The 22501-nt window shown below is 70.4% G+C and carries 23 protein-coding genes and 1 other RNA gene; 10 read left to right on the plus strand and 14 right to left on the minus strand.

The window, feature by feature from the left end; all coding sequences use genetic code 11:
- Positions 1–65: 65 nt before the first annotated feature.
- Both LPC04_RS09735 and LPC04_RS09740 read right to left on the minus strand, forming a co-directional pair.
- Positions 66–551: a hypothetical protein gene (locus LPC04_RS09735; RefSeq protein WP_275682025.1), complete on the minus strand. Its 486-nt coding sequence runs from the start codon at positions 549–551 to the stop codon at positions 66–68.
- 335 nt (positions 552–886) lie between these two features.
- On the minus strand, positions 887–2212 hold the full coding sequence (locus LPC04_RS09740; RefSeq protein ID WP_275682026.1) for an MFS transporter: 1326 nt from the start codon (positions 2210–2212) through the stop codon (positions 887–889).
- Between the two features lie 194 nt (positions 2213–2406).
- Between LPC04_RS09740 and LPC04_RS09745 the strand changes: the two genes are divergently transcribed.
- Entirely contained in the window at positions 2407–2868 is a 462-nt protein-coding gene (locus LPC04_RS09745; RefSeq protein WP_275682027.1) for a GNAT family N-acetyltransferase, read from the plus strand.
- Positions 2869–2880: 12 nt separating this feature from the next.
- On the opposite strand, the gene LPC04_RS09750 is transcribed toward LPC04_RS09745, so the two are convergent.
- From LPC04_RS09750 to LPC04_RS09765, 4 genes are all read right to left on the minus strand, one after another.
- Positions 2881–3477 (minus strand): cupin domain-containing protein, encoded by a 597-nt coding sequence (locus LPC04_RS09750; protein WP_275682028.1) that lies wholly within the window; start codon positions 3475–3477, stop codon positions 2881–2883.
- A gap of 76 nt (positions 3478–3553) precedes the next feature.
- The gene (locus LPC04_RS09755) at positions 3554–4297 is read right to left on the minus strand and encodes a hypothetical protein (protein WP_275682029.1); all 744 of its coding nucleotides are present in this window, start codon (positions 4295–4297) and stop codon (positions 3554–3556) included.
- Between the two features lie 131 nt (positions 4298–4428).
- Positions 4429–4525, minus strand: an RNA gene (gene ffs, locus LPC04_RS09760) — signal recognition particle sRNA small type.
- Between the two features lie 45 nt (positions 4526–4570).
- Positions 4571–5695, minus strand: coding sequence for an AIR synthase related protein (locus LPC04_RS09765; RefSeq protein WP_275682030.1), 1125 nt, complete (start codon positions 5693–5695; stop codon positions 4571–4573).
- 114 nt (positions 5696–5809) lie between these two features.
- On the opposite strand from LPC04_RS09765, the gene dnaX reads away from it, so the two are divergent.
- The 5 genes from dnaX to LPC04_RS09790 all read left to right on the plus strand — a co-directional run bounded on the left by dnaX (position 5810) and on the right by LPC04_RS09790 (position 10415).
- Entirely contained in the window at positions 5810–7804 is a 1995-nt protein-coding gene (dnaX, locus tag LPC04_RS09770) for a DNA polymerase III subunit gamma/tau (RefSeq protein WP_275682031.1), read from the plus strand.
- A gap of 51 nt (positions 7805–7855) precedes the next feature.
- Positions 7856–8182 (plus strand): YbaB/EbfC family nucleoid-associated protein, encoded by a 327-nt coding sequence (locus tag LPC04_RS09775; protein WP_275682032.1) that lies wholly within the window; start codon positions 7856–7858, stop codon positions 8180–8182.
- 133 nt (positions 8183–8315) lie between these two features.
- Positions 8316–8903: a recombination mediator RecR gene (gene recR / locus LPC04_RS09780; RefSeq protein ID WP_275682033.1), complete on the plus strand. Its 588-nt coding sequence runs from the start codon at positions 8316–8318 to the stop codon at positions 8901–8903.
- A gap of 86 nt (positions 8904–8989) precedes the next feature.
- Positions 8990–9988, plus strand: a complete 999-nt coding sequence (locus tag LPC04_RS09785) for a hypothetical protein (protein WP_275682034.1) — start codon at positions 8990–8992, stop codon at positions 9986–9988.
- A gap of 40 nt (positions 9989–10028) precedes the next feature.
- Complete coding sequence (locus LPC04_RS09790; protein WP_275682652.1) at positions 10029–10415, plus strand: ester cyclase; 387 nt, start codon at positions 10029–10031, stop codon at positions 10413–10415.
- 5 nt (positions 10416–10420) lie between these two features.
- On the opposite strand, the gene LPC04_RS09795 is transcribed toward LPC04_RS09790, so the two are convergent.
- Both LPC04_RS09795 and LPC04_RS09800 read right to left on the minus strand, forming a co-directional pair.
- Complete coding sequence (locus LPC04_RS09795; RefSeq protein WP_275682035.1) at positions 10421–11722, minus strand: PEP-CTERM sorting domain-containing protein; 1302 nt, start codon at positions 11720–11722, stop codon at positions 10421–10423.
- A gap of 72 nt (positions 11723–11794) precedes the next feature.
- The gene (locus tag LPC04_RS09800) at positions 11795–12565 is read right to left on the minus strand and encodes a tRNA-uridine aminocarboxypropyltransferase (RefSeq protein ID WP_275682036.1); all 771 of its coding nucleotides are present in this window, start codon (positions 12563–12565) and stop codon (positions 11795–11797) included.
- A gap of 47 nt (positions 12566–12612) precedes the next feature.
- Here LPC04_RS09800 and LPC04_RS09805 point away from each other — a divergent pair, with 47 nt between their 5' ends.
- On the plus strand, positions 12613–13029 hold the full coding sequence (locus LPC04_RS09805) for a GFA family protein (protein WP_275682037.1): 417 nt from the start codon (positions 12613–12615) through the stop codon (positions 13027–13029).
- Here the strand turns inward: LPC04_RS09805 and LPC04_RS09810 are convergent.
- Genes LPC04_RS09810 through gloB form a run of 3 tightly spaced genes read right to left on the minus strand, consistent with a single transcriptional unit; the run spans position 13026 to position 16028 of the window.
- On the minus strand, positions 13026–13427 hold the full coding sequence (locus tag LPC04_RS09810; protein WP_275682038.1) for a nuclear transport factor 2 family protein: 402 nt from the start codon (positions 13425–13427) through the stop codon (positions 13026–13028). The two genes, LPC04_RS09805 and LPC04_RS09810, sit on opposite strands and share 4 nt — an antisense overlap.
- A gap of 25 nt (positions 13428–13452) precedes the next feature.
- Positions 13453–15264, minus strand: a complete 1812-nt coding sequence (locus tag LPC04_RS09815) for a transglycosylase SLT domain-containing protein (protein ID WP_338055432.1) — start codon at positions 15262–15264, stop codon at positions 13453–13455.
- The gene (gene gloB / locus LPC04_RS09820) at positions 15261–16028 is read right to left on the minus strand and encodes a hydroxyacylglutathione hydrolase (protein WP_275682039.1); all 768 of its coding nucleotides are present in this window, start codon (positions 16026–16028) and stop codon (positions 15261–15263) included. The genes LPC04_RS09815 and gloB overlap by 4 nt, the downstream gene beginning before the upstream one ends.
- On the opposite strand from gloB, the gene LPC04_RS09825 reads away from it, so the two are divergent.
- Both LPC04_RS09825 and rnhA read left to right on the plus strand, forming a co-directional pair.
- Positions 16027–16848 carry a class I SAM-dependent methyltransferase gene (locus LPC04_RS09825; protein ID WP_275682040.1) on the plus strand — a complete coding sequence of 274 codons (822 nt, stop codon included), beginning with the start codon at positions 16027–16029 and terminating at the stop codon, positions 16846–16848. The two genes, gloB and LPC04_RS09825, sit on opposite strands and share 2 nt — an antisense overlap.
- A gap of 165 nt (positions 16849–17013) precedes the next feature.
- The gene (rnhA, locus tag LPC04_RS09830; protein ID WP_275682041.1) at positions 17014–17475 is read left to right on the plus strand and encodes a ribonuclease HI; all 462 of its coding nucleotides are present in this window, start codon (positions 17014–17016) and stop codon (positions 17473–17475) included.
- On the opposite strand, the gene mobA is transcribed toward rnhA, so the two are convergent.
- The 3 genes from mobA to LPC04_RS29070 all read right to left on the minus strand — a co-directional run bounded on the left by mobA (position 17476) and on the right by LPC04_RS29070 (position 20078).
- Positions 17476–18057 carry a molybdenum cofactor guanylyltransferase MobA gene (mobA, locus tag LPC04_RS09835; RefSeq protein ID WP_275682042.1) on the minus strand — a complete coding sequence of 194 codons (582 nt, stop codon included), beginning with the start codon at positions 18055–18057 and terminating at the stop codon, positions 17476–17478.
- Positions 18057–19184 (minus strand): GTP 3',8-cyclase MoaA, encoded by a 1128-nt coding sequence (gene moaA, locus LPC04_RS09840; protein ID WP_275682043.1) that lies wholly within the window; start codon positions 19182–19184, stop codon positions 18057–18059. Before moaA ends, mobA begins: the two co-directional genes overlap by 1 nt.
- Positions 19185–19289: 105 nt before the next feature.
- Complete coding sequence (locus LPC04_RS29070) at positions 19290–20078, minus strand: C40 family peptidase (protein ID WP_420854712.1); 789 nt, start codon at positions 20076–20078, stop codon at positions 19290–19292.
- A 329-nt stretch (positions 20079–20407) separates the two neighbouring features.
- On the opposite strand from LPC04_RS29070, the gene LPC04_RS09850 reads away from it, so the two are divergent.
- Positions 20408–22468 (plus strand): M3 family metallopeptidase, encoded by a 2061-nt coding sequence (locus tag LPC04_RS09850; protein WP_275682044.1) that lies wholly within the window; start codon positions 20408–20410, stop codon positions 22466–22468.
- Positions 22469–22501 lie beyond the last annotated feature (33 nt).

Here is a 22501-nt window from a genome sequence, read left to right on the forward strand (position 1 = left end):
TCGAGGTGCCTTTTTCGTTCGACGGGCGAGCCCGCGCCTCGCGGCGACGGCCTCGCGCGTGCGGGTTACTGCTTGGCGGCAGCCTTGTCGACGTCGGCCTGGCCTTCGGCCTTGGTCTTCTCCGTCTTGATGGCGGCCTTGGTCTTGTCCGACTTCGCTTCGGCCTTGGCCTTGGAGACCTTGGTGTCGGCCTTCACGTCGGCCTTGGCTTCGTCGGCGTTGGCATCGGCGGCCTTCTTCTCGGCCTTGGCTTCCATCTTCGGCTTGTCCGAAGCGTCGGCCTTGTCGACCTTGGCTTGCGCCTTCGACTTGTCCTTCATGGCGTCGTTGTGCGCCTCGGCCTTCTTCTTCGAAGCCTTGGACTCGGCCTTGTTGACCTTCTCGTCAGCCTTGGCGTCGGTCTTGGCTTCCGAGTTCATGGCCTTGGAGTCGGCCTTGTCGGCCTTGGCTTCGGCCTTGGTCACGGCGGGGGTGGCGACCGGGGCGCTGGCCTGGGCCATCGCGACGGAAGCGAAGAGGGAAGCGATCAGGGCGGCGAGGAGCTTGCTCATTGTGATTTCCTTGGTGAGTTGTGTGGATCACCGACCGACCATCGATCGAGTCCATGTGCTTGTAACGCGGGACGCCGGGGGCTTCGTTGACAGGGTGTGGACTTCCACATCGGAAGTTTCTTCCTGCCGAGCGAGCGAAAACCGGCGCTCCGGTGGTGATTCGTTGCGAGCGCGACCGATACGGCAACGCGCGTGCCCGCCTCTGTTCGAAGGTGCTTGGTGCAACCCCGATGAAGATGCGGGAACAGCTCATCGGGATGCCGGCGATCACGGCGAGAGCTAACTGAGGGTTGCAGCGGACAAGGAGTTCCCGCGGCGCAAGGACAGTCGTTCAGTCAACCGGCGCGAGTCGCATCCGCCTGCCGCAGCCTCGACAGGCTCGCCAGGCCGCCCGCGATCGCGAGGCCGACGGCCACCAGCAGGCACAGGTGCTCGCCATCCAGCGGCATCAGCCGGAAGACGAGCGCGGCGATCGTCGCGCCGCTGGTCATGCCGGTCAGCCGTGCCGTCGCCAGCATGCCGCCGGCGGCGCCGGCTCGGTCGCGCGGCGCACTGCCCAGCATCGTGCGGTTGTTCGGTGCCTGGAAGAAGCCGAAGCCGAGGCCGCACAGCGCCATGCGCCAGACGATGGCCGGCGTCGACGCGTCCGGCGGCAGTTGCGACAGCAGCGCCAGCCCGATGGCCAGCACCAGCAGTCCCGCGCTGCCCAGGATCGCCGCGGGGATGCGGTCGGCCAGGCGACCCGCGAAGGGCGCGACCAGCCCGACGCCCGCGGGCCATGGCGTCATCAGAAGGCCGGTCTCGACCTGGTCGCGATGCAGCACCGTCTGGAACCAGAACGGCAGCGCGAGGAACGCGAGCGTGTAGGCCGCGAACGAGCAGATCGACGTCGCCACCGACAAGCCGAAGATCGGGATGCGCAGCAGGTCGATCGGGATCAGCGGGCGCCGCTCGTGGCGCTCGCGCACGAACAGCGCGACGCCTGCGAGCACGCCCAGCACCAGTTCGGCGGCGGCCAGCGCGCCCCGGCCGCCGCCGTGCGTCAGCGTGTCGACGCCGACGAAGAACAGCCCGAACGTCAGCGCGCTGAGCGCGGCGCTGAGCCAGTCGAGCGACTTGTCCGACAGCGTCGACCACGGCAGCACGCGCGCGGCGAACAGGATGTTGGCCACGCCGATCGGCACGTTGACCGCGAACAGCCACTGCCACGGCCCGATCGCCAGGATGCCGGACGCGACCGTCGGCCCGATCGCGCCCGCGACCGACACCACCAGCGCGTTGAGGCCGACGCCGCGCCCCAGCGAGGCCTGCGGAAAGGTGTAGCGCACCAGCGCCCCGTTGACGGCCATGATGCCGGCCGCGCCGAAGCCCTGCGCGATGCGCGAGACCACCAGCGCCTCGAGCGAGCCCGACAGCGCGCAGGCGAGCGAGCCGAGCGTGAACAGCGCCAGTCCGATCAGGTACACCCGCCGGTAGCCGATGCGCTCGCCGAGCGCGGCCACCGGCAGCAGCAGCACGACGATGGCGAGCTGGTACGCGTTGATGATCCACACCGACTCGGCCGGCGTGATGGCCAGGTGCCGCGCGATCGACGGCAGCGCGGTGTTGGCGACCGAGGAGTCGAGCACCGCCATCGTGACCGCCACGGCGATCGCGAGCATCGCCCACGTGCGTTGAGGAAGCGGAAGGCCGTCGGGGTGGATCGTGGCGTTCAGGGGCGGCTTTCGTGGCGGGCGGGATGGGCGCAGAGCATAGGCGCTCCCGCACGGACCTGCCTTCGCCAAAAGGGACACGCCTGCGGCGAAACGGGCTTGGGCGCCGGCGTCCCGGCTTCGGGTAGTCTTGTCATCGCACCATGCTCTCGCACCTGACCATTCGCCTCGCCACGCGCGCCGATGCCGGCGCGATCGCCGCGCTGTCCCGCGACGAGATCGAAGCGGGCCTGCCCTGGACGTGGCGCGCGCCGCGTGTGCGCCGCGCGATCGACGACCCGGACACCAACGTCATCGTCGTCGGCCCGCCCGGGGCCGCGGCGGCCTTCGGCGTCATGTATTACGCGGAGGACGACGCCCACCTGCTGCTGTTCGCGGTGCACCGGTCGCAGCAGCGGCGGGGCGTCGGCTCGGCCCTGCTGCAGTGGCTCGAGGACGCGGCACGGGCCGCGGGCGCGCAGCGGATCCGCGTCGAGGCGCGCATGGACAACGAGGCCGCGCGCAGCTTCTACAGCGAACGCGGCTACCACGAGCGCACGATCGTCCGGCGCATGTACAGCGATCGGCTGGACGGCGTGCGGCTCGAGAAGTGGCTGCGTACCTAGGAGGGGGCTGATTCAGGGCAGCGCGGCCGGCGACGAGAACGGCTTGTCGGCATCGACCACGAACATCACCAGCGCGTGCAGGTCGCTCGTGCCGCTGCTGGACACCTGCATCGCCATGCCCGCGCCGTGCCCCGGCTCGACGTGCCCGGCCTGCACGTGCAAGGTGCCGTGCTCGCCGCGGATGCTCTGCTCGCCGCTCAGCACGAAGAAGGCCTCGGAGCCGGGGTGGCTGTGGACGGGCGTGACGCTGCCGGGCGGGCCGCTGGCGTCGTTGATGCGCAGCAGGTAGTGCGTGGCGGCGACGCGCGGGATCGGGCCGACTTCGGCGACCTTGGCCGTGCCTGGCGTCGCGCCGCCGGCGGCGCCCAGCGTGAACAGCCAGGCCTTGCCGTCCGCTTCGACGACCAGGCTCAGGGGCCCGGCTGCGGCGTCGGCCTGGGCCTTGGTGTCGACCGACTCGATGCGCCAGAAGAGCTCGCCGGGCGGCAGGTCGGCGACGCGTCGTTCGGCAAGTGGCTTGACGAGCAGCGCGGGCTGCGCGAATGCAGTCGTCCACGAAACGCAGGCAACGAGCAGGGCGCTGACGCAGATTCGGGAGATGCGCGACATGATTTCGCCTCCGAGCCGGGAGACGAAATGCTAGCAGCGCGCGGCTGGCGCGTGTTCGGGCATCTTCCCGGCAAGGTCAGGGTGTGGGCGCGACCGCGGCATGCGACGGGCCGTTCAAGGAGGCTGCAGCCTCCTGCCAGGCCGCTTCTTCCTCGCCGATGCGCTTCTCGATCTTGCGGCAGCTGTCGGCGTACTGGTCGCCTGCCGCCTCGGTTGGCTCGAAGCGGGCGTGCGCGACCTGGTTGCGCAGATTGGCCAGTTCCTTGACGATCGCGACGGTCTGGGCCGACAGGACTCCCAGCTTCTGCAACTCCGCGAGGATCGCGGCGATCTGCCCGCTCTTGGCCAGGCCATGGCTGGCTGCCAGGTGGCGGACGGTGTCCTCGAGGTCGGTCCACTCCTCGATGATGAGCCCGCTGGCGCGCAGTCGCTCGTCGCGCAGCCGCATCTCGCGCTGCTGCTGGCTCTCCGCCAGGTAGCTTCGAAAGAGCAACTGGGTGCCTCCCGCGAGCGCCGGCGGCGTGCCAGCCGTTCCGGCGGCATGCGGGTCGCCTGGTCCGCGCGCCTGCGCGACCGGCGGCCGGATCGCCTCGGCATCCAGCTTGGGCGCCTCCACCGGCCGCGCCTCTAGGACTTCGATCTTGGCCGCGGTGGACTCCGTCTTCGCACTGAACTCGGCCTCCAGGCCGCCCGCCTTGAGCTTGCTCATGCGCGTGAGAAGCGCGTCGATCCCGCGCTTCTGGGTCACCAGCACATACACGGCGACGGCCGGCCAGGCCAGTTCGCCAATGGTCTTGCTCGTGAACTCCAGCCAATCCATGCGTGTGCTCCCGGAATGGGGCGGAGTGTAGCCAACGCGGCAGGGGGTCGGCTCGGGACTCGGCTGCCCCGGACGTGCCGATGCCCCAACGAAAAGACCGCCACAAGGGCGGTCTTCAAGGGGCAAGAACAGGTGACGAGCCTTACCCCGGCACTGGTCACAACAGTTAGGGCTGCTTCGTTCCCGACCTGACCCGGTTGGCCGTGCTTCCATGCGAGGAGGCCCGTCACAGACCATTGTACGCGAGGCTCGGGGCCGGCCCGGCGCCGGGGGTCAACGAAGTTGCAGGTCGTCGTCGCCGAAGCGGATGTTGAGCGGCTCGATCAGCAGTTGCTTCGTGCCATCCTCGACCTTGCCGGCGATGCACGCGCCGATGCCCAGATCCTCGGCGATCTGGCACGCGTCGGCGGCCTGCGAAGCGGGCATGAACAGGGCGAAGCCCGCGCCCATGTTGAGCGTGCTGTAGGCCTCGCGGTCGTCGTGCTTGGCCCATTGCTGGATGAATTTCAGCACCGGCGGCACCGGCGGAACCGTGTGGATGCGGTAGGTGAAGGGCTTCGGATGGCGCAGCAGCTTGCGCCAGCCGTGGCCCGTGATGTTGGCGCTGTAGTGCACCGTGAGGCCGGCGGCGGCCATGGCCTCGGTGACGGGCGAGTAGAGCGCGGTCGGGGCCAGCAGGGCCTCGCCGTAGGACACGCCCGGCTCGACCTGGGTCATGTAGCCGTTGGGCAGGCGCTCGACGAGCTTGCGCGCCAGGCTCAGGCCGTTGGCGTGGATGCCGCTGGAGCTCAGCAGCACGATGGCGTCGCCGGCCTGCAGGTTGTCGCCCACGGACAGGCGGCTCTTCGGGTTGACGATGCCGGTGCACGACGACGCGAGGTCGATGCGCCCGCTCTCGACGATGCCCGCCAGCGCCGGCGTCTCGCCGCCGCCCCAGGCCACGCCGCAGGTGTCGCAGGCGGCCTTCCAGCCGTCGACCAGCGCCTTGGCGCGCTGCTTGTCGCTGAACCAGTCGCTGCCGCCGGCCGCCCAGTAGGCCTGCACGACCAGCGGCGTGGCGCCGACAGTGATCAGGTCGTTGATGGACATCGCGATGGTGTCCTGCGCGATGCCCGCGTAGTAGCTCTGGCCGGTGAGCTCGGCCATCTCGTCGGCGACCAGCGCCTTGGAGCCCAGGCATTCGACGATGCTGGCGAGGTAGAACGGGCCGACGTCGACGACATAGGCCGACTCGCCGCGCGACGCGGCGACCTCGGTGAAGCCGTGGCCCGACAGGTGCGTGGCGGTGGCGGCGGCGGCGCGCTGGGCGGCGACCTTCAGCGGGTCGATCAGGTCGTAGTTGACGCCGGCCTGTTCGTAGCTGAGCGTGTCCGGGTTGGAAGGGGTGTGCGAAGACATCCCGGGATTATCCGCGATGCGGCGCCGGCGTTTTGAGGTATCGCCCTCGGGGGGTGCGGAATCGATGCCTCGCGGCGGCCGGATCGGGCGGAGCCGTCAACTAGAATCGACCGCATGAGCTACGTCGTCCTCGCACGCAAGTACCGCCCGCGCACCTTCGAGCAGATGGTGGGGCAGGATCACGTCGTGCGCGCGCTCACGCATGCGCTCGAGCAGGGCCGGCTGCACCACGCCTACCTGTTCACGGGCACGCGGGGGATCGGCAAGACGACGGTGTCGCGCATCCTGGCCAAGAGCCTCAACTGCACCGGGCCGGACGGGCAGGGCGGCATCACCGCGCACCCGTGCGGCGTCTGCACGGCCTGCACCGAGATCGACGGCGACCGCTTCATCGACTACATCGAGCTCGACGCCGCGTCCAACCGTTCGATCGACGAGATCCGCGACCTGATCGAGCGCGCGGCCTACAAGCCGAGCGTGGGGCGCTACAAGGTCTTCATGATCGACGAGGCGCACCAGCTCACCAAGGATGCCTTCAACGCGCTGCTGAAGACGCTGGAGGAGCCGCCCGAGTACCTCAAGTTCGTGCTGGCCACGACCGACCCCGAGAAGATGCTGCCGACGGTGCTGAGCCGCTGCCTGCAGTTCAACCTGCGGCCGATGGCGCCCGAGACGGTCGCGTCGCACCTGCAGCAGGTGCTGGGCTCGGAGAACATCCCGTTCGACGCCGGTTCTTTGCGGCTGCTGTCGCGCGGCGCGCGCGGCTCGATGCGCGACGCGCTGTCGCTGACCGACCAGGCCATCGCCTACGGCGCCGGCATGCTGGAGGAGTCGGCGGTGCGCGCGATGCTGGGCACGGTCGACCGCAGCCATGCGAACCGCATCGTCGAGTCGCTCGCGCGGCGCGACGCCGGCGCGATGCTGGGCGAGGTCAACGCGCTGCGAGGGCTGGGGCTGTCGGCCGCGGGCACGCTGGAAGAAGTGGCGCGGCTGCTGCAGCAGATGGCCGTCGAACAGGCGCTGCCGGGCTCGCTGGACGCCAGCGACTCCGACACCGAGGCCGCGCGCACGCTGGCCGCGCTGATGGCGCCGGACGAGACGCAGCTGCTTTACAGCATCGCCGTGCACGGCCGCGCCGAGCTGAGCCTGGCGCCCGACGAATATGCCGGGCTCGTGATGGTGCTGCTGCGCTTCATGGCGTTCCCGTCCGATGGCGGCGGTTCCGGCGGCGGAGGCGGCAGTACGCCGCCGGCGGCGCGTCAGCCCGATGGGCCGCGTGCTGCGGCGCCCGTCGCCGCGGCGAGTCCGGTTGCGGCACCGCGTCCCGCGGCGGCGCCGGCCAGCGCGCCAGTTGCCGCGGCACCGGTTGCCTCGGCGACCACGCCGGCCGTCGCTGCCCGTCCCGCGCCGGCGCCGGTCGCGCCTGCGCCCGCGGCGCCGCTGTTGCGCACGCCGCCGGCGCGTGCGGTCGCGACGGCCACGGTGTCGGACGACGACGGCCCGCCCTGGGCCGACGAAGAGCCCGACGAACTGCTGGACGACCTGCCCGCGCCCACGCGCGGCCGCAACGGCAATCCGCCGCCGCCGGTGCAGCGTGCACGTCCGAGCCTCGACGAACTCGAGCCCGAGTACGACGACGAACCCGCCCCGCGCCAGGCCGCGCCGCAAGGCGTCGCGCCCCCGCCCGCGCTGCCGCCGTTCGAGCGCACCGAGCTCGGCACGCGCTGGTACGCGCTGATCGGCCAGTGCGCCGAGGCCGGCAAGCTGATCGCGATGGTGCGCGCGCTGGCGATGCAGTCCGAGCTCGTCCACTGCGACGCCGACGGCGAGGCGCCCATCTGGCGGCTTCGCGTCAACCTCGAGACGCTGCGCAATCCCGCGCTGGCCGACAAGCTGGGCGCGATCCTGCGCGAGCTCACCGGCCAGAACCTGCAGCTGGTCGTCGAGATGGGCGATCCGCAGGACACGCCGCTCAAGCGCGACGCCGCCGAGGCCGACCGCAGGCAGCGCGCCGCGATCGACGAGATCCAGTCCGACGCCACGGTGCGTGCCTTGCTGGCACAGTTCCAGACGGCGCGCATCCTTCCCGGCTCCGTCAAGCCGCTCTGATTCCCTCCCGGGGCCGTTGATGGCTCCAACGAACACGAAAGGTCGTACCCCATGATGAAAGGTCAACTCGCCGGTCTGATGAAGCAGGCCCAGGCGATGCAGGACAACCTGAAGAAGGTGCAGGACGAGCTCGCGACGATCGAGGTCGACGGCCAGGCCGGCAACGGCCTCGTCAAGATCACGATGACCTGCAAGCACGACGTGCGCCGCGTCACCATCGCCCCGAGCCTGCTCGCGGACGACAAGGACATGCTCGAGGACATGGTGGCCGCCGCGTTCAACGACGCGCTGCGCAATGCCGAAGAGGTGAGCTCCGCCAAGATGGGCAAGGTCACCGCCGGCATGCCGCTGCCTCCCGGCATGAAGATGCCTTTCTGACGCCCCCACGCTCGCTGGCGCCCGCTGCCCCCCGAGGGGGCCGGTCGCGACGGGCCCGGCAGAGCCGGATCCCGCGCTCCCTTGAACTTCCGGCCGCTGCCCGAGCGGCAGCGCCGGCAAAGTCTGAACATCCATGAGCGAGGCACGACTTCTTTCGTTGGTTGAGGCACTTCGCATCCTGCCCGGCGTCGGCGTGAAGTCGGCGCAGCGCATGGCCTTCCACCTGCTGCAGCACGACCGCGAGGGCGCCATGCGGCTTGCGACGGCGCTCGATGGCGCTGTGCACGACATCCGCCACTGCGAGCGCTGCCACACCTTCACCGAGCACACGCTGTGCGACGTCTGCGCCGATCCCGAGCGCGACGCCAACGTGCTGTGCATCGTCGAGACGCCGGCCGACCAGTCGGCGCTCGAGCGCACCGGCAGCTACAAGGGCCTGTACTTCGTGCTGATGGGGCGGCTCAGCCCGCTGGACGGCGTCGGCGTGCGCGACATCGGCGTCGGCCCGCTGCTCGAACGCATCGAGCGCGAGCCGGCCGCCGAGGTCATCCTGGCCACCAGCTTCACCGCCGAGGGCGAGGCCACTGCGCACGTGATCGGCGAGGCGCTGAAGGCGCGCGGCATCACCGTGTCGCGCCTGGCGCGCGGCGTGCCCGCCGGCAGCGAGCTGGAATACGTCGACCTGTCGACCATTGCGCACGCGTTGGCGGATCGGCGCTGAGGCGTCCTGACCGGCCATCGAGCCGGGCTCGACCAGGGCCGACGCAGGTGTCGCTGCGCACGCGGGCAGGGCGCTAACATGCCGCGATGACGATCCAACGATCCGTGCTGGCGCTGGCCATCGCCCTGCCGCTGTTCGCGGGCTGCGCCGCCGAGGCGCCCGTGCCGGCGCCGACGACGACGCGCTTCGAGTTCCACAGCGCGTTCCTGATGAACCTGCATCACTTCCTGGTCGATGCGGCGCGCCACCCGGGCCGCATCGACAACGTGAAGTGGAGCGCGCCGCCGACGGGCGTCGAGATGGCCGCGATGCACGAGGCCGTGGCGTACTACGCGAGCGCCTTCGGCCAGCGCAACCTGTTGTTCGACGACCAGCTGCGCGACATCAAGCACGCGCTCGCGCGAGCCGACGATGCGCTCGAGCGGGCCGACGGACTCGGCCTGCCGCCCGCGCTCGCGGCCGTCCTCGACCGCGCGGCGCCGGCCTACGCGCGTTGCCTGTGGGCGGGCCAGGATCGCGTCAATCGCGAATGGATCGCCCGCGTGCAGGTGCTCGAGGCGCGCTACGGCGCGCGGATCCAGCCGCGGCTCGAGCGCATCTTCGAGGCGCGCTTCCCGGCGTCCATCCGCGACGACATCGTCGTCGAGACCGGCGAATTCACCGGCGCGTACACCGACTCGCCCCCGCCGCAAAGCGTGCTGCCCAGCGGCCGGCCGGGCTACGACGGCCTCGCCTCGTTGGAGATGATCTGGCACGAGGCGTCGCACACCGGCGCGGACGACCAGCTGGTCGACCTGATCGAGACCGAGGCCAAGGCGATGGGGCGCCCGGTGCCGGAGAGCTTGTGGCACGCGGCGCTGTTCGAGGCGGTCGGCACGACGGTGTCGGACGTGCTCGCGCAGGACGGCGTGAGCGGCTACGTGGAGTACGCGCAGAAGAACGGGGTCTACAGTCGCGCCTGGCCGGCCTATGTGCCGGTGCTGCGCGACGACTGGCAGCCCTGGCTGGCCGGCCGCGGCAGCCTGAAGGGCGCGGTCGATTCGATGCTGTCGAGACTGCCCGCGCCCGCCAAGCCGGTATCCTGACACGTTCTCCTTTCCCCAGACTGCGTCCAACGCCATGCCCATGACCGAAGCGGAACTCGCCACGACCTACCGCGACTACATCGCCTGCCTCAACGCGCAGGACTGGCCGCGGCTCGGGCTGTATGTGGCGCACGACGCCGTCCACAACGGCCGCGCGTTCGGGCTGCAGGGCTATCGCGAGATGCTCGAGAGCGACTTCCGCGAGATCCCCGACCTGCGCTTCAACGTCGAACTCGTGACCTGCGATCCGCCGAATGTCGCGGCCCGTCTCGCGTTCGACTGCACGCCCGCGGGCGAATTCCAGGGAGTGGCCGTCAATGGCAAGCGCATCGTGTTCGCGGAGAACGTGTTCTACGAATTTCGCGACGGCAAGATCGCGCAGGTGTGGTCGGTCATCGACAGGGCGGCGATCGAGGCGCAGTTGTAGGCGCTTCAGCGAGACGCGCGCGCGGCTGCGCTTCGCTTGCGCGCGCCGAAGCCGACGCACGCGAGCCCGCCCAGCATCAGCGCGAGGGAGCCGGGTTCCGGCACGGCCCCGACCGTCAAGGTCATGGGCGTCATGGTGCCGTCGAAGCTCCCGTCCGACTCGAAGGTCAGTCCGGTGATGAAGGCCTCGCCATTCGTCGGATCGATCCCCGCCGCCGGGTCGATGCCCGAAACGACGAAGGTCGACACGCCGGCGCCCGGGAAGAAGAACTGCGCCCCCGCATCGAGGCTGACGCTCTGCGTGACGCCGTCGACCGTGAACGTCAGCGTGAAATGCCCGCCGCCCGTGTCGGGCAGCAGCACCGACTTGAAGTTCGGCTCGCCGGTCGCCGTTGCATAGGTGTAGCCGGTCGCGACCGCCGGGTCGATGAAGGTGATGGACGACGAGGAAACGTCGCCGACGTGGAAGCTGTAGACGCCGTCGGACGTGATCGTCGGCAACTGCACGTCGAGCGGCCCGCTCGCCTGCGGACTGAAATCGAAGTACGACTGCGAGCGCGACAGGAACGTGGCGTTGTTCGATGTCACGACGCCGCCGCGACCCGAGATGAGCTGGAGTCCGATCGCGTAGTTGCCACCGAGCTTGAGCGCCACCCCGGGCGCCGGCAGCGTGAACGACGTGGCGGCGGCGGCCGCGCCGGTGAGCGTGATGCTCTCGGTGTTGTTGGCCACGCCGTTCGGGAGGATCTGGCCCTTGTCGTAGATGTTGATGCGAATGCCGTTCGGGACATAGCCTGCCGGATCCGTCCAGCTGATGACGGGCGTGAGCGGCGTGGCGCCGGCCGAGATCGTCACGTTGGTCGGGAAGGGGATGAGCGGCGCCGCCGCGATGCTCGGCGCCGCCGCCGAAACCTCGGGGCCGGCCGCGGGATTGTTGGTGAACTGGATCCGCCACGGATCGTCGACGTTGATGACGGTCGACGAATACTTGAAGGAGCTGGAGCAGAAATTCTCGTTGACCGCCAACGGCCCGCACTGCGACCAGCCCGTCGCCATGCCGGTGGTCGGATCGAAGGCCCGCACGAAGTCGCCTGCGGAGCCGCCGCTGATGTCGGCGCCGTACTGGACCTCGTCGCCCTGGCTGGAATGGATGTCGTTCGTCGAGCGGTTGTCGCGGAACGCGTTCCAGGTGCCGGAGACGACCGTCACCTGCGCGTTGGCGATCGGCGCGGACAGCGCCAGGAGGCTCAGGAAACCTGCGCGGCGGAGCGCGTCGGGCAGCGTCAGGGGCTTGCGGGCGTGCGACATCGGAGGGACTCCCGTGCTGGCGAAAGGTGTCCGATTAGCCGCCGTGTCATGGGCAGCGTCAAGGCCTGCGGATTAGGGGCTGGTTGTCGTCTGTCGTGACACTGAAGCGAGGCTGTGCAAGCGCCGATGAGTCGAATCCTCGGGATCGGGCGCCACGCTCTGCCTCGCGCGCAGGTAGCGATCGCTGAACACGTCCAGCCAGGCCTCGAGCAACTGCGCCGCGTGCGCGTCGCCCGCCAGCGCGAGGCACAGTGCGGCCACCTCCGCGGTGCAGAAATGGTGCTCGTGCCACGAGCGGCGCAGCTGGTAGCGCGAGAGCTGTTCCGGTTGCAGGCCCAGCACCGGCAGGTGGTCGAGATACGGACTCTTGCGAAACGCCTTGCGCGCCTCGGCCCAGGTGCCGTCCAGCAGGATGAACAGCGGACGCCGCGTCGGGTCGGATGGCAACTCGGTGACGACGCGCTCCGGCGCCGCGAACTCCCCGGGAAACACGACCACCGGTTGCCATTGCGGATCGGCCAGCAGCGCGAGCAGCGCCGGATCGACCGCGGTGCGCGACCACGCGAAGGCGAACGTGTCGGGCACGACATCGGCGACGAGCCAGCCCGTGTTGCTGGGCTTGAGCGACTCGAACTCCGACATCACGAGGCACACGCCCGCGCGCGTGGGCACGCTCGCGCGCAGGGCGCACGCGCAATGGCTGGGCGGCAGGCGGCAGGCGGCGCAGCGCTGCTGGCGCGGCTCGCCGCGGTCGAGACGGGGCCGCGTCGGGCTCAGCGCGATGCAGGTTGCACGAAGGCGGGCGACGGCGTGCGGCGGGGCGTCCTTGACTTGATCGTTCACGCCGGCATGATGCCCCAGCGCTCGACGAACCGATCCCGGAGACCGTGATGACCGACCCCGCCGCGACCCGCATCGCCTCGTGTTCCTGCGGCCAGCTTCGCATCGAGGTGCGGGGCCAGCCGCGTGGCATCGGCGTCTGCCATTGCCTCGAATGCCAGCGCCGCACGGGCAGCGTGTTCGCCGCGCTGGCGAGCTTCGAGGCGCCGTTCATGGTCACCGGCGAGGCCACCGACTACGTGCGCGCCGGGGACGCGGGCGCTCGGTTCCGGTTCCGCTTCTGCCCGATCTGCGGCTCGACGGTGTTCCACACGGAAGAGGGCGTCGAGGCCTCGGTGGGCGTGGCGGTCGGCGCGTTCGGCGATCCGTCGTTCCCGCCGCCGCAGGTCTCGGTCTACGACTGCCGGCGCCACCCGTGGGTGCACCTGCCGAACGGCGTGATCGCGTTCGAGAGGGATCCGGGTTAGGCCGCAGGCTTCTGCGCCGCGGCGAGCATCTCGCCCATCTTCTGGTGGATGATGTTGACGCCCTTGAGCGGGCGCAGCATCACCTTGAAGTCGACGATCCGGTTCGCGTCGTTCCAGCGAATGATGTCGACGCCGTTGACGAGGATGCCGTCGATCTCGGTCTCGAACTCCAGCATCGCGTCGCGGGCGCCGACGATCTCGCGCACGTAGCGGAACGTCGGGTTGCGGAAGACCTGGAACGCGGCCGCGAGGTACATCACGGTCAGCTTGCGGCCGCGCTGCGGCGTGTGCACCACGGGCGAGTGCATCACGGCGTCCTCGTCGACCAGCTCGCGCAGGCCGGCCACGTCGCCGGTGCGCACCAGGTGGTGCCAGGTCTCGATCACGGAAGCGCTCATCGTGTGTCCTTCGAGGTTCGTGGACTCAGGGCTGCGCGACCTTGGTCTTGGAGACGGGCTTGGCGGGCGTGCCGGCGGCCTTGTGCGCGACGACGGTCCTGCGCGGCGCCTTCGACACGGCCACGTGCGCGCCGCTGCGGGCGTTGGGCGTCTGGGCGACGCGCGTCTTCGCAGCGGGGGCCTTGGCGACGACCGCCTTGCCGGCCGGCGCGTTCGCGACCGCCTTGGTCGGCGCCGGATGCGCCGGCGCGCGCGCGAGCGAAGTCGAGCGCGGCAGGAACAGCACCGCGGTGCTGCCAGCCGCAAACTTCGCCGTCGGCTTGACGTGGTTCCACGTCGCGACTTCAGTGGGCGACACGTGCCAGCGCTTGGCGACGGCTGCCACCGTCTCGCCGCCCTTGGCGATGCGCATGTTGACGCGCCGGGTGGGCGGCAGGTCGGGCGCCAGCGCCATCGCGGCGGAGTCGGCGACGGCCACCGAGACGTCGGCGATGTGCTGCGCCGAGCGCGGCACCAGCAGCGTCGAGCCGGACTTCACGAGCATGCGCGCGGGGATGTGGTTGACCTCGCGCAGCTCGGCCTCGCTCATGCCCACGGCCTTGGCGGCGTCGGCCGGACGCATCGTCTTGCCGACGACGTAGGCCGTCCACGTGGCGAGCGCGCCCTGGTGCGACTTCACGGCGCGCACGAAGTCGTCGGCGTTGTCGTAGGGCAGCAGCACCTGCGGCGTGCCGGCCGCGAGGATCACGGGCTTGTCCAGCTGCGGGTTGAGCATGCGGAACTCGTCGATGGGCACGTTGGCCAGCTTCGCCGCGGTGTCGACGTCGATGTCGCGCTCGATGGGCACGCTGAGGAAGTACGGGTGGTTGCCGACCGGCGGCAGCGTCAGGCCGTACGCATCGGGGTGCATGACGATGTTCTTGACCGCCTGCAGCTTGGGCACGTACTGGCGCGTCTCCACCGGCAGGCTCAGGCTCTCGTAGTCGGTGGGCAGGCCGGCCTTCAGGTTGCGGGCGATCGCGCGCTGCACCGTGCCCTGGCCGCAGTTGTACGCGGCCAGCGCGAGACGCCAGTCGCCGAACATGTCGTGCAGGCGCTGCAGGTAGTCGAGCGCGGCGCGGGTGGACGAGAGCACGTCGCGGCGGTCGTCGCGGAAGATGTTCTGCTTGAGGTCGAAGTCCTTGCCGGTGGCCGACACGAACTGCCACATGCCCGAGGCCTTGGCCACCGACATCGCCTGCGGGTTGAACGCGCTCTCGGTGAACGGCAGCAGCGCGAGCTCGGTGGGCATGTGGCGCCGCTCGACTTCCTGCGTGATGTGGAACAGGTACTTCGAGCCGCGCGCGGTCATGCGGCCGACGTAGTCGGGGCGCGACGAGTACCACTGCTCCCACACCTTGACCTCGGCGTTGTCGAGGTCGGGGATCGCGAAGCCGTCGCGCACGCGATGCCACAGGTCGGAGCGCGCGGCGCTGTTGTCGAGGTTGACCTTGGCCTCCGGCTGCAGCGGGTCGTACGGCGGCAGCACGGCGGGCGCGGACTTCGCGGCCGTGTCGGTGTCGTCGTCGTCATCGGCGTCCATGGCCTCCGCGTCGGACGCGGCCGCCGCCGGCGCGCCGGCCGCGCCGCTCGTGGACGTCGCGACCTGCGTCGAGGCGGCGCTCGCCGCGGGCTCGGCCGCGGACGCGGTCTCGGCGGGCGCCATCGCGGCGGCCGTCGTGACGGGCGCGGCCGCGCGGCCGAGGTCGACCGAGGAGCAGGCCGCCAGCGTCAGCGCGAGGACGAAGGACAGTGCGGTGACGAGCGGCAGGCGCCGGGTCGGGGGAGTGAGATTCAAAACGTGTTCTTCCATTCGCGCAGGGCGGCCAGGACAGCGGTGGGATCGGCCGACGCCGCGCCGTGGGCCCGGGCGGACGCGGCCACTTCGGGCTCGCGCACGCGCAGGAACGGGTTGACGGCGCGTTCGGTGGCGATCGTCGACGGCAGCGTCCACGCACCTTCGGCGCGCAACGCCTTGCAGCGGGTCTCGTACTCGGCCAGGGCCGCGTTGTGGGGCTCGACCGTGCGCGCGAAGCGCAGGTTCGAGAGCGTGTATTCATGCGCGCAGCAGACGCGCGTCTCGCCCGGCAATGCGGCGAGCTGATCTAGTGAGTGCCGCATCTGCGCCGGAGTTCCCTCGAACAGCCGGCCGCAGCCGCCGGAAAAGAGGGTGTCGCCGCAGAACAGCCACGGCTCGCCGCCGGGCTCGGTGACGACGTAGGCGATGTGCCCGGCGGTGTGGCCGGGCACGTCCAGCACCTCGACCCGCGCGCCGAGCAGCCCGAACGCCATGCCCTGCGACATCTTCTCCACCGCGACCGGCATGGCCTCGTGCGCGGGGCCGAAGATCGTGCCTTCGACCAGCGGCTCGAGCTCCGCCAGGCCGCCGACGTGGTCCGGATGATGATGGGTCACTAGAATGGCCGCGAGCCGCAGACCCCGCTCGCGCAACGCGTTCCTGACAGGCGCCGCCGCTCCGGGATCCACGACGATGGCCTGCCGGCCGTCGTGAAGCATCCAGATGAGGTTGTCGGCGAAGGCGGGGAGGGCGATCAGATCCATGGAGAGAAGCGCTGCGATTATAGAGTTGGCGGGGTGGCTCAAGACGCCGCCCGGCCAGGTGCTGCTCGCGTGGGAGCAGGAGCGCATCGACCGCGCCGTGTTCGACATCTTCGGCTATCACGCGCTGCAGATGGGCCTGCCCTCGCTCGACGGCCTGCGCGCCAACCGCATGCCCAACCGCTGGCTCGCCAGCGACAGCCTGGTCGTCCCCGAGGCGCAGGAGATCGCGCCGCCGCGCGATCTTGGCATCTCCACGCAGCCGCTCAAGGTACCCGTCGGGTTGCACTGCTGCGCCGAGGCGCTGCCGTTCGCGTCCAGCAGCCTGGATCTCATCGTGATGCCGCACACGCTGGAGATGGCCGCCGACCCGCACCTGGCGCTGGCCGAGGCCACGCGCTGCCTGGTGCCCGACGGCAAGCTCGTCATCGTCGGCTTCAACCCGGTGAGCCTGTGGGCCATGCGCCAGCGCCTGGGCCGCACCGGCCACAGCCTGCGCATGGCCGACGAATCGCTGTTCCTGCCGAGCGCCGGCGAGTTCATCGGCTACTGGCGGCTGCGCGACTGGCTGCGGCTGCTGAGCTTCGACATCGAGGTCGGCAAGTTCGGCTGCTACCGGCCGCCGTGGAGCTCGGAGAAGTGGCTGTCGCGCTTCGAGTGGATGGAGCGCGTGGGCGAGCGCTGGTGGCCGGTGCTGGGCGCGGTCTACTTCCTCGTGGCGGTCAAGCGCGTGCGCGGGATGCACCTGGTGGGCAAGGTGCGCAAGCAGGCCGTGAAGACGGCGACGGCACCGGCGGTGGCGACGATCAATCGGCGGCGTTAGCGGGGCACGTCATTTGAAGGCGACGACGACCGCGAGGCCCGGCACCGCGGCGACCCGGCGATAGCAGGACCTCGCCAGAGGGGCGTGCGGCGACATTGACGCTCATCGTGGCGGGCTCGCCTTGCGCGACAGCGAGGCAGACGCCGCCCGGGTACGATGCCGCCCATGACAGAGAACTCGACGACCGAAGTGACGATCTACACGGACGGGGCCTGCAAGGGCAACCCCGGGCCGGGCGGCTGGGGCTGCTGGCTGTCGGCCAGCGGCAAGGAGCGCGAGCTGTTCGGCGGCGCGCTGCAGACGACCAACAACCGCATGGAGCTGACCGCGGTCATCAAGGGCCTGTCGGTGCTGACGCGGCGCTGCAGCGTGGCGATCTACACCGACAGCGAATACGTGCGCAACGGCATCATGACCTGGATCCACGGCTGGAAGCGCCGCGGCTGGAAGACGGCCGACGGCAAGCCGGTGAAGAACGTGGAGCTGTGGCAGCAGCTCGAGACGCTCGCCAACGCGCACGACGTGCAGTGGCACTGGGTCAAGGGCCACGCCGGCGACCCGGGCAACGAACGTGCGGACATGCTGGCCAACAAGGGCGTGCAGGCCGCGCTGGGCGGCCAGGGCTGATCAGCGCGCGAGGTCGTCGAGCGTGTTGATGTTGGCGAAGGCCGCCGCGTCGTCGGGGCGGTCGAACGAGACCGGCGCCGCGTGCCGCGCGACCCAGCCTTCGACCTTGCGACCGCCGTCCGCGAGGTAGCGTTCGAGATCGTCGGCCAGCGCCGTCGACAACAGGCAGCAGACCGGCTCCAGCCGCTCGCCGCGCCGCACGACTGCGCCCGGCGCATCGCCCAGTCCTTGCGCGAGGCGTTCGACGAGATCGGCCGGCAGCCGCGGCGAGTCGCAGGGCACGACGGCCAGCCAGGGCGTCGTCGACGCTCGCAGACCGGCCAGGATGCCCGCCAGCGGGCCGGGGAAGTCGTCCGAGGCATCGGCCAGCACGCGCGCGCCGCGTGACGCGTATGCGAGCGCGTTGCGGTTCGCGCTGATCATCACCCCGCGCACCTGCGGCGCGAGGCGCGCGAGCGCGTGGTCGACCAGCGGCTGCCCCTGCCAGGGCTGCAGGCCCTTGTCGACGCCACCCAGGCGCTGGCCGCGGCCCCCGGCCAGGACCAGGCCGGTGATGGCGTCGCGCGCGGGCGTGGCGGGCATCAGCCGCCGATGTAGTGCATCTCGACGCGGCGTTCTTCGGCGGCGTGCGGCGGCGTGGCGGCGGTGCGCAGCGCGGAGTAGCGGTCGTCGCGATGCGCCCAGAGGTGGTCGATCGCCGCGGCGATCTCGCCGTCGTCCACGCCGCCGCGCAGCAGCGCGCGCAGGTCGTGGCCGTGCGTGCCGAACAGGCACAGGTACAGCTGGCCGTCCGTGGACAGCCGCGCACGGTTGCAATTGCCGCAGAAGGCCTCGGTGACGCTCGAGATGAGGCCGATCTCCTGCCCCGTGTCATCGAAGCGCCAGCGCCTCGCCGTCTCGCCCTCGGCGCTCGCCGGCAATGCGGTCAGCGGGCCGATCTCGCGCAGGCGCGCGAGCACGTCGCGCGAGGGCAGCACGTCGTCGAGGCGCCAGCCGTTGGTCGAGCCGACGTCCATGAACTCGATGAAGCGCAGCACGACATCGTTGCCGAAGCGCGCCTGCAGGGCTCGCGCCAGCGGCACGATCTGGTCGTCGTTCGTGCCCTTCTTGACGACCATGTTGACCTTGACCGGCGCGAAGCCGACGGCGATCGCGGTGGCGATGCCCTCGAGCACGTCCTCCACCGAGAAGTCGACGTCGTTCATGCGGCGGAACATGGCGTCGTCGATCGCGTCGAGACTGACGGTGACGCGCCCGAGCCCCGCGGCCTTCAACGCCGCGGCCTTGCGCGCGAGCAGCGAGCCGTTGGTGGTCAGCGTGAGATCGAGCGGCTGGCCGTCGGGCGTGCGCAGCGCGGCCAGCATCTCGACGAGGTGCTCGAAGTTGCGCCGCAGCAGCGGCTCGCCGCCGGTCAGGCGCAGCTTGCGCACGCCGGCCTGCGCGAACAGGCCCGCGAGCCGCGTGATCTCGTCGAAGCTCAGCAGCGCCGACTGCGGCAGGAACACGTGGTGGCTGTCGAAGACCTCCTTGGGCATGCAGTAGCTGCAGCGGAAGTTGCATCGATCGGTGACGGAGATGCGCAGGTCGCGCAACGGCCGGGCCAGCGTGTCGAGGCGATCCTGGCCCGGCGCGAGGCCGCTTGCGGGCGCGCGCAGGCCCGTCGGCGCGGGGCCGCGCCGCAGGTCGTTGATTGCGAAGATCTTGCCCATGCCTCGATTGTGCCCGGCCCGCGCGCTTGCGACGGCGGTCGGGCTATCGCCGGAAACGACACGGCCCGCGCGAGGCGGGCCGTGCAGGCGGAATCGGGGGAATGCTCAGCGCTCGGCGATCGCGCGGGCGAACGGCTCGTGCGTCGGGCCAAGCGACGTCGGCGCCGTGGCCGGCAGCGACGGCAGCGTGCTGCCCAGGCGCAGGCCCGACGGATTGAGCGAGGCCAGCTGGGCCGTCGGCGCGGCGGCCGCGGCGACGGGCGTGACGACCGGCTTGTCCAGCGCGCTCTGCCCCGAGAAGCGCGCCGTCAGCGACGCCAGCATCGAGGTGTTGGCGTTGCCGTTGGCGTCGGCCAGCTCGGGCACGCGGCGCGCGCCGGTGAAATGGCGCGCCCAGTAGGAAATGTTGATGTCCTCGATGCGCACGGATTCACCGGTCCGGGGCGAGTGGATGAACTTGCCGTCGCCGAGGTAGATGCCCACGTGCGAGAAGGTGCGGCGCATCGTGTCGAAGAAGACGAGGTCGCCCGGCTTCAGGTCCTTCCTGTCGACCTTGGCGAGCTCGGGCGCGTTGGCCTGCTCGTCGGCGCGGTGCGGCAGCACGCGGCCGAGGCTGGACTCGAAGACGTAGCGGGTGAAGCCCGAACAGTCGAAGCCGGTCTCGGCGGTGTTGCCGCCCAGCTTGTAGCGCACGCCCAGGAAGTTCATGGCGGAATCGACCAGGTTGGTCGTGCCGTCGCGCACCGTGGAGATCAGCTGCGAGCCCTTGCTGGCGACCGAGCTGGCCACCGAGTCGAGCAGGCCCTGGTCGTCGACCGGGCGCATCGCGGGTTGGCGCACGGACTGCGGGGCAGCCAGCGCCGTGCCCAGCGGCGCTCCAAGCGCCGCCGACATCATCAGGATCCCAACGAGTCGGGAGAGGTGGCGGGACGGCTCGGATGCCGTGGCCCCTCGGTTGTTCTTGATAATTCGCACGGGGCCAGCATAACGTATGCCAGCTTTTCGGGTCAACCAGGGTGGCGGATAAAACCTGAGCAAATACAAAGACTTGCATGCAGTTACGTGCCGTCCAGCAGGGTTTGCACGAACGTTTCGGGTCGGTAAATCTGCATCTCGTCACATCGTGCGCGGAATTTCCGTCTACACGCAGTGACAATCGCGCGGCCGCTCGGCAAGGCGCCACGAACCCCTGTCGAGCAGCGTTTCCCGTTCCCGGAGAGCCGATGAAGAGATCGAACGTGTTTCCCGCCGCGCTGGCGCTCGCGGCCGCCCTGGCGACGGCCGTGCCGTCGGCCGACGCGGCACCCGCGCGCCGGCGCGCCCCGGCCCATCCGAAGCCGATTCCGGTCAAGCCGGTGGTCGAGAACCCGGTCGCCGACCTGCCTTTCCCGAAGTTCGACCACGGCCCGCAGGTGGCTTCGGCGTGCACCACCGGCCTCGAGGGCGCGCTGATGCGCGTCAAGGAACTGGAAAAGCGCAAGGCCGGCGCCGACTGGCTCAAGGGCTGGGAGAACCTTTACAACTGGGAGGAAGACCAGAGCGGCGCGCTGATCTTCCTGCAGAACGTGCACCCGGACGCCGACGTGCGCACGGAGTCCGAGAAGTGCGAGCAGCGCTGGAGCGACTTCCAGGCGACGCTGGGCATGAACGAGGCGGTCTACCAGGGCGCGAAGCAGACGGTGGCCGTCCTGAAGGATCCGGTCGACAAGCGCGCCGCGCAGCGCGCGCTGGAGGCGTTCGAGGACTCCGGCGTCGCGCTGCCCAAGGACAAGCAGGCCCGCGCCAAGGCCATCGCCGACAAGCTGGCCACGCTGAGCCAGCAGTTCAACCGCAACATCCGCGACGCCCGCACGCTCGTCGCGTTCACCGACGCCGAGCTGAAGGGCGTGCCGGAGTCAGCCTGGAAGGAGCAGCCGCGCGACGCCGGCGGCAGGGTGACGCTGCCCATCGACGGCCCGATCTACGCCACCGTGATGCAGACCGCCGACGACGCCGGCGCGCGCGAGCGCCTGTGGCGCGCCAAGACCAACGAGGGCGGCCCCGACAACCTGAAGCTGCTTGCGCAGATCGAGCAGCTGCGTCTGGAGCAGGCGAAGCTGTTCGGCTTCGCGAGCTATGACGAGTTCGTGCTGCGCCGGCGCATGGTGGAGTCGCCCGCGCGGGCCGCGAAGTTCCTGGACGACGTCCGCGCCGCGGTCGCCGAGCAGGACCAGCACGACGTCGCCGAGCTGCGCCAGGCCAAGGCGCGCCATCTCGGCCAGCCGCTGGAGTCCACCAAGCTGCAGCGCTGGGACACGATGTTCTATTCCGAGCGAGTGCTGCACGATCGCTTCAACGTCGACGACGAGGCGTTCCGCCCGTACTTCCCGCCGCAGGACAGCCTGCGCTTCGTGATGCGCGTCGCCGAGAAGATGTTCGGCATCCGCTACGACAAGGTCGCCAACGCCAACGTCTGGGCGCCCGAGGTGCAGGCCTGGGCCGTCACCGACGTCGCGAGCAACAGGAAGATCGCCACGCTGTTCGTCGACCCGACCCCGCGCGACGGCAAGTACAACCGCGCGGCCACGTGGAACTACCGCAATGGCGCGACGAGCGTGCCGCGCCAGGCGCAGTCGGCGCTCGTCGTGAACTTCGACAAGCGGGGCCTGACGCTGCGCGAGCTCGAGACGCTGATGCACGAGTTCGGCCACACGCTGCGCGACAACCTGTCGGCCACGCGCTACGCCAGCGACGCCGGCGAGAACGTGGCGCAGGACGTCGCCGAGGCGCCGTCGCAGATGCTGGAGGACTGGGTCTACGACAAGAAGGTGCTCAAGGTCTTCCAGGAGGTCTGCCCGACGTGCAAGCCCGTGCCCGACGACCTGGTCGACAAGGCCCGCGCCGCGCGCGACTTCGGCAAGGGCTCGCAGGTCGCGCGCCAGCAGCTCTACGCGGCCTACGACCTCGCGCTGCACGGCGCGGCCTCGCCCGACCCGATGGAGACGTGGGAGAAGATGGAAGCCGCGACCTCGCTGGGCTACGTCTCCGGAACGACCTTCCCGAGCGGCTTCGCGCACATCGCCGGTGGATACGGTGCCGGGTACTACGGCTACTTGTGGAGCCAGGCGGTGGCCGCCGACATGCGCACCGCGTTCGCGTCCGACAAGCTCGACCCCAAGGTCGGCGCGCGCTTCCGCGCCACCGTGCTGGCCGAGGGCGCGCAGAAGCCGCCGCAGCAGGTCGTCAAGGATTTCCTCGGACGCGACGGCAGCTCGCAGGCGTTCTTCGACTGGCTGAAGAAGTGACGTTCGTGGCCGGTCAATGAAAAAAGGGTCGCC

The organism is Scleromatobacter humisilvae, assembly GCF_023231945.1.
Lineage (GTDB): Bacteria > Pseudomonadota > Gammaproteobacteria > Burkholderiales > Burkholderiaceae_C > Scleromatobacter > Scleromatobacter humisilvae.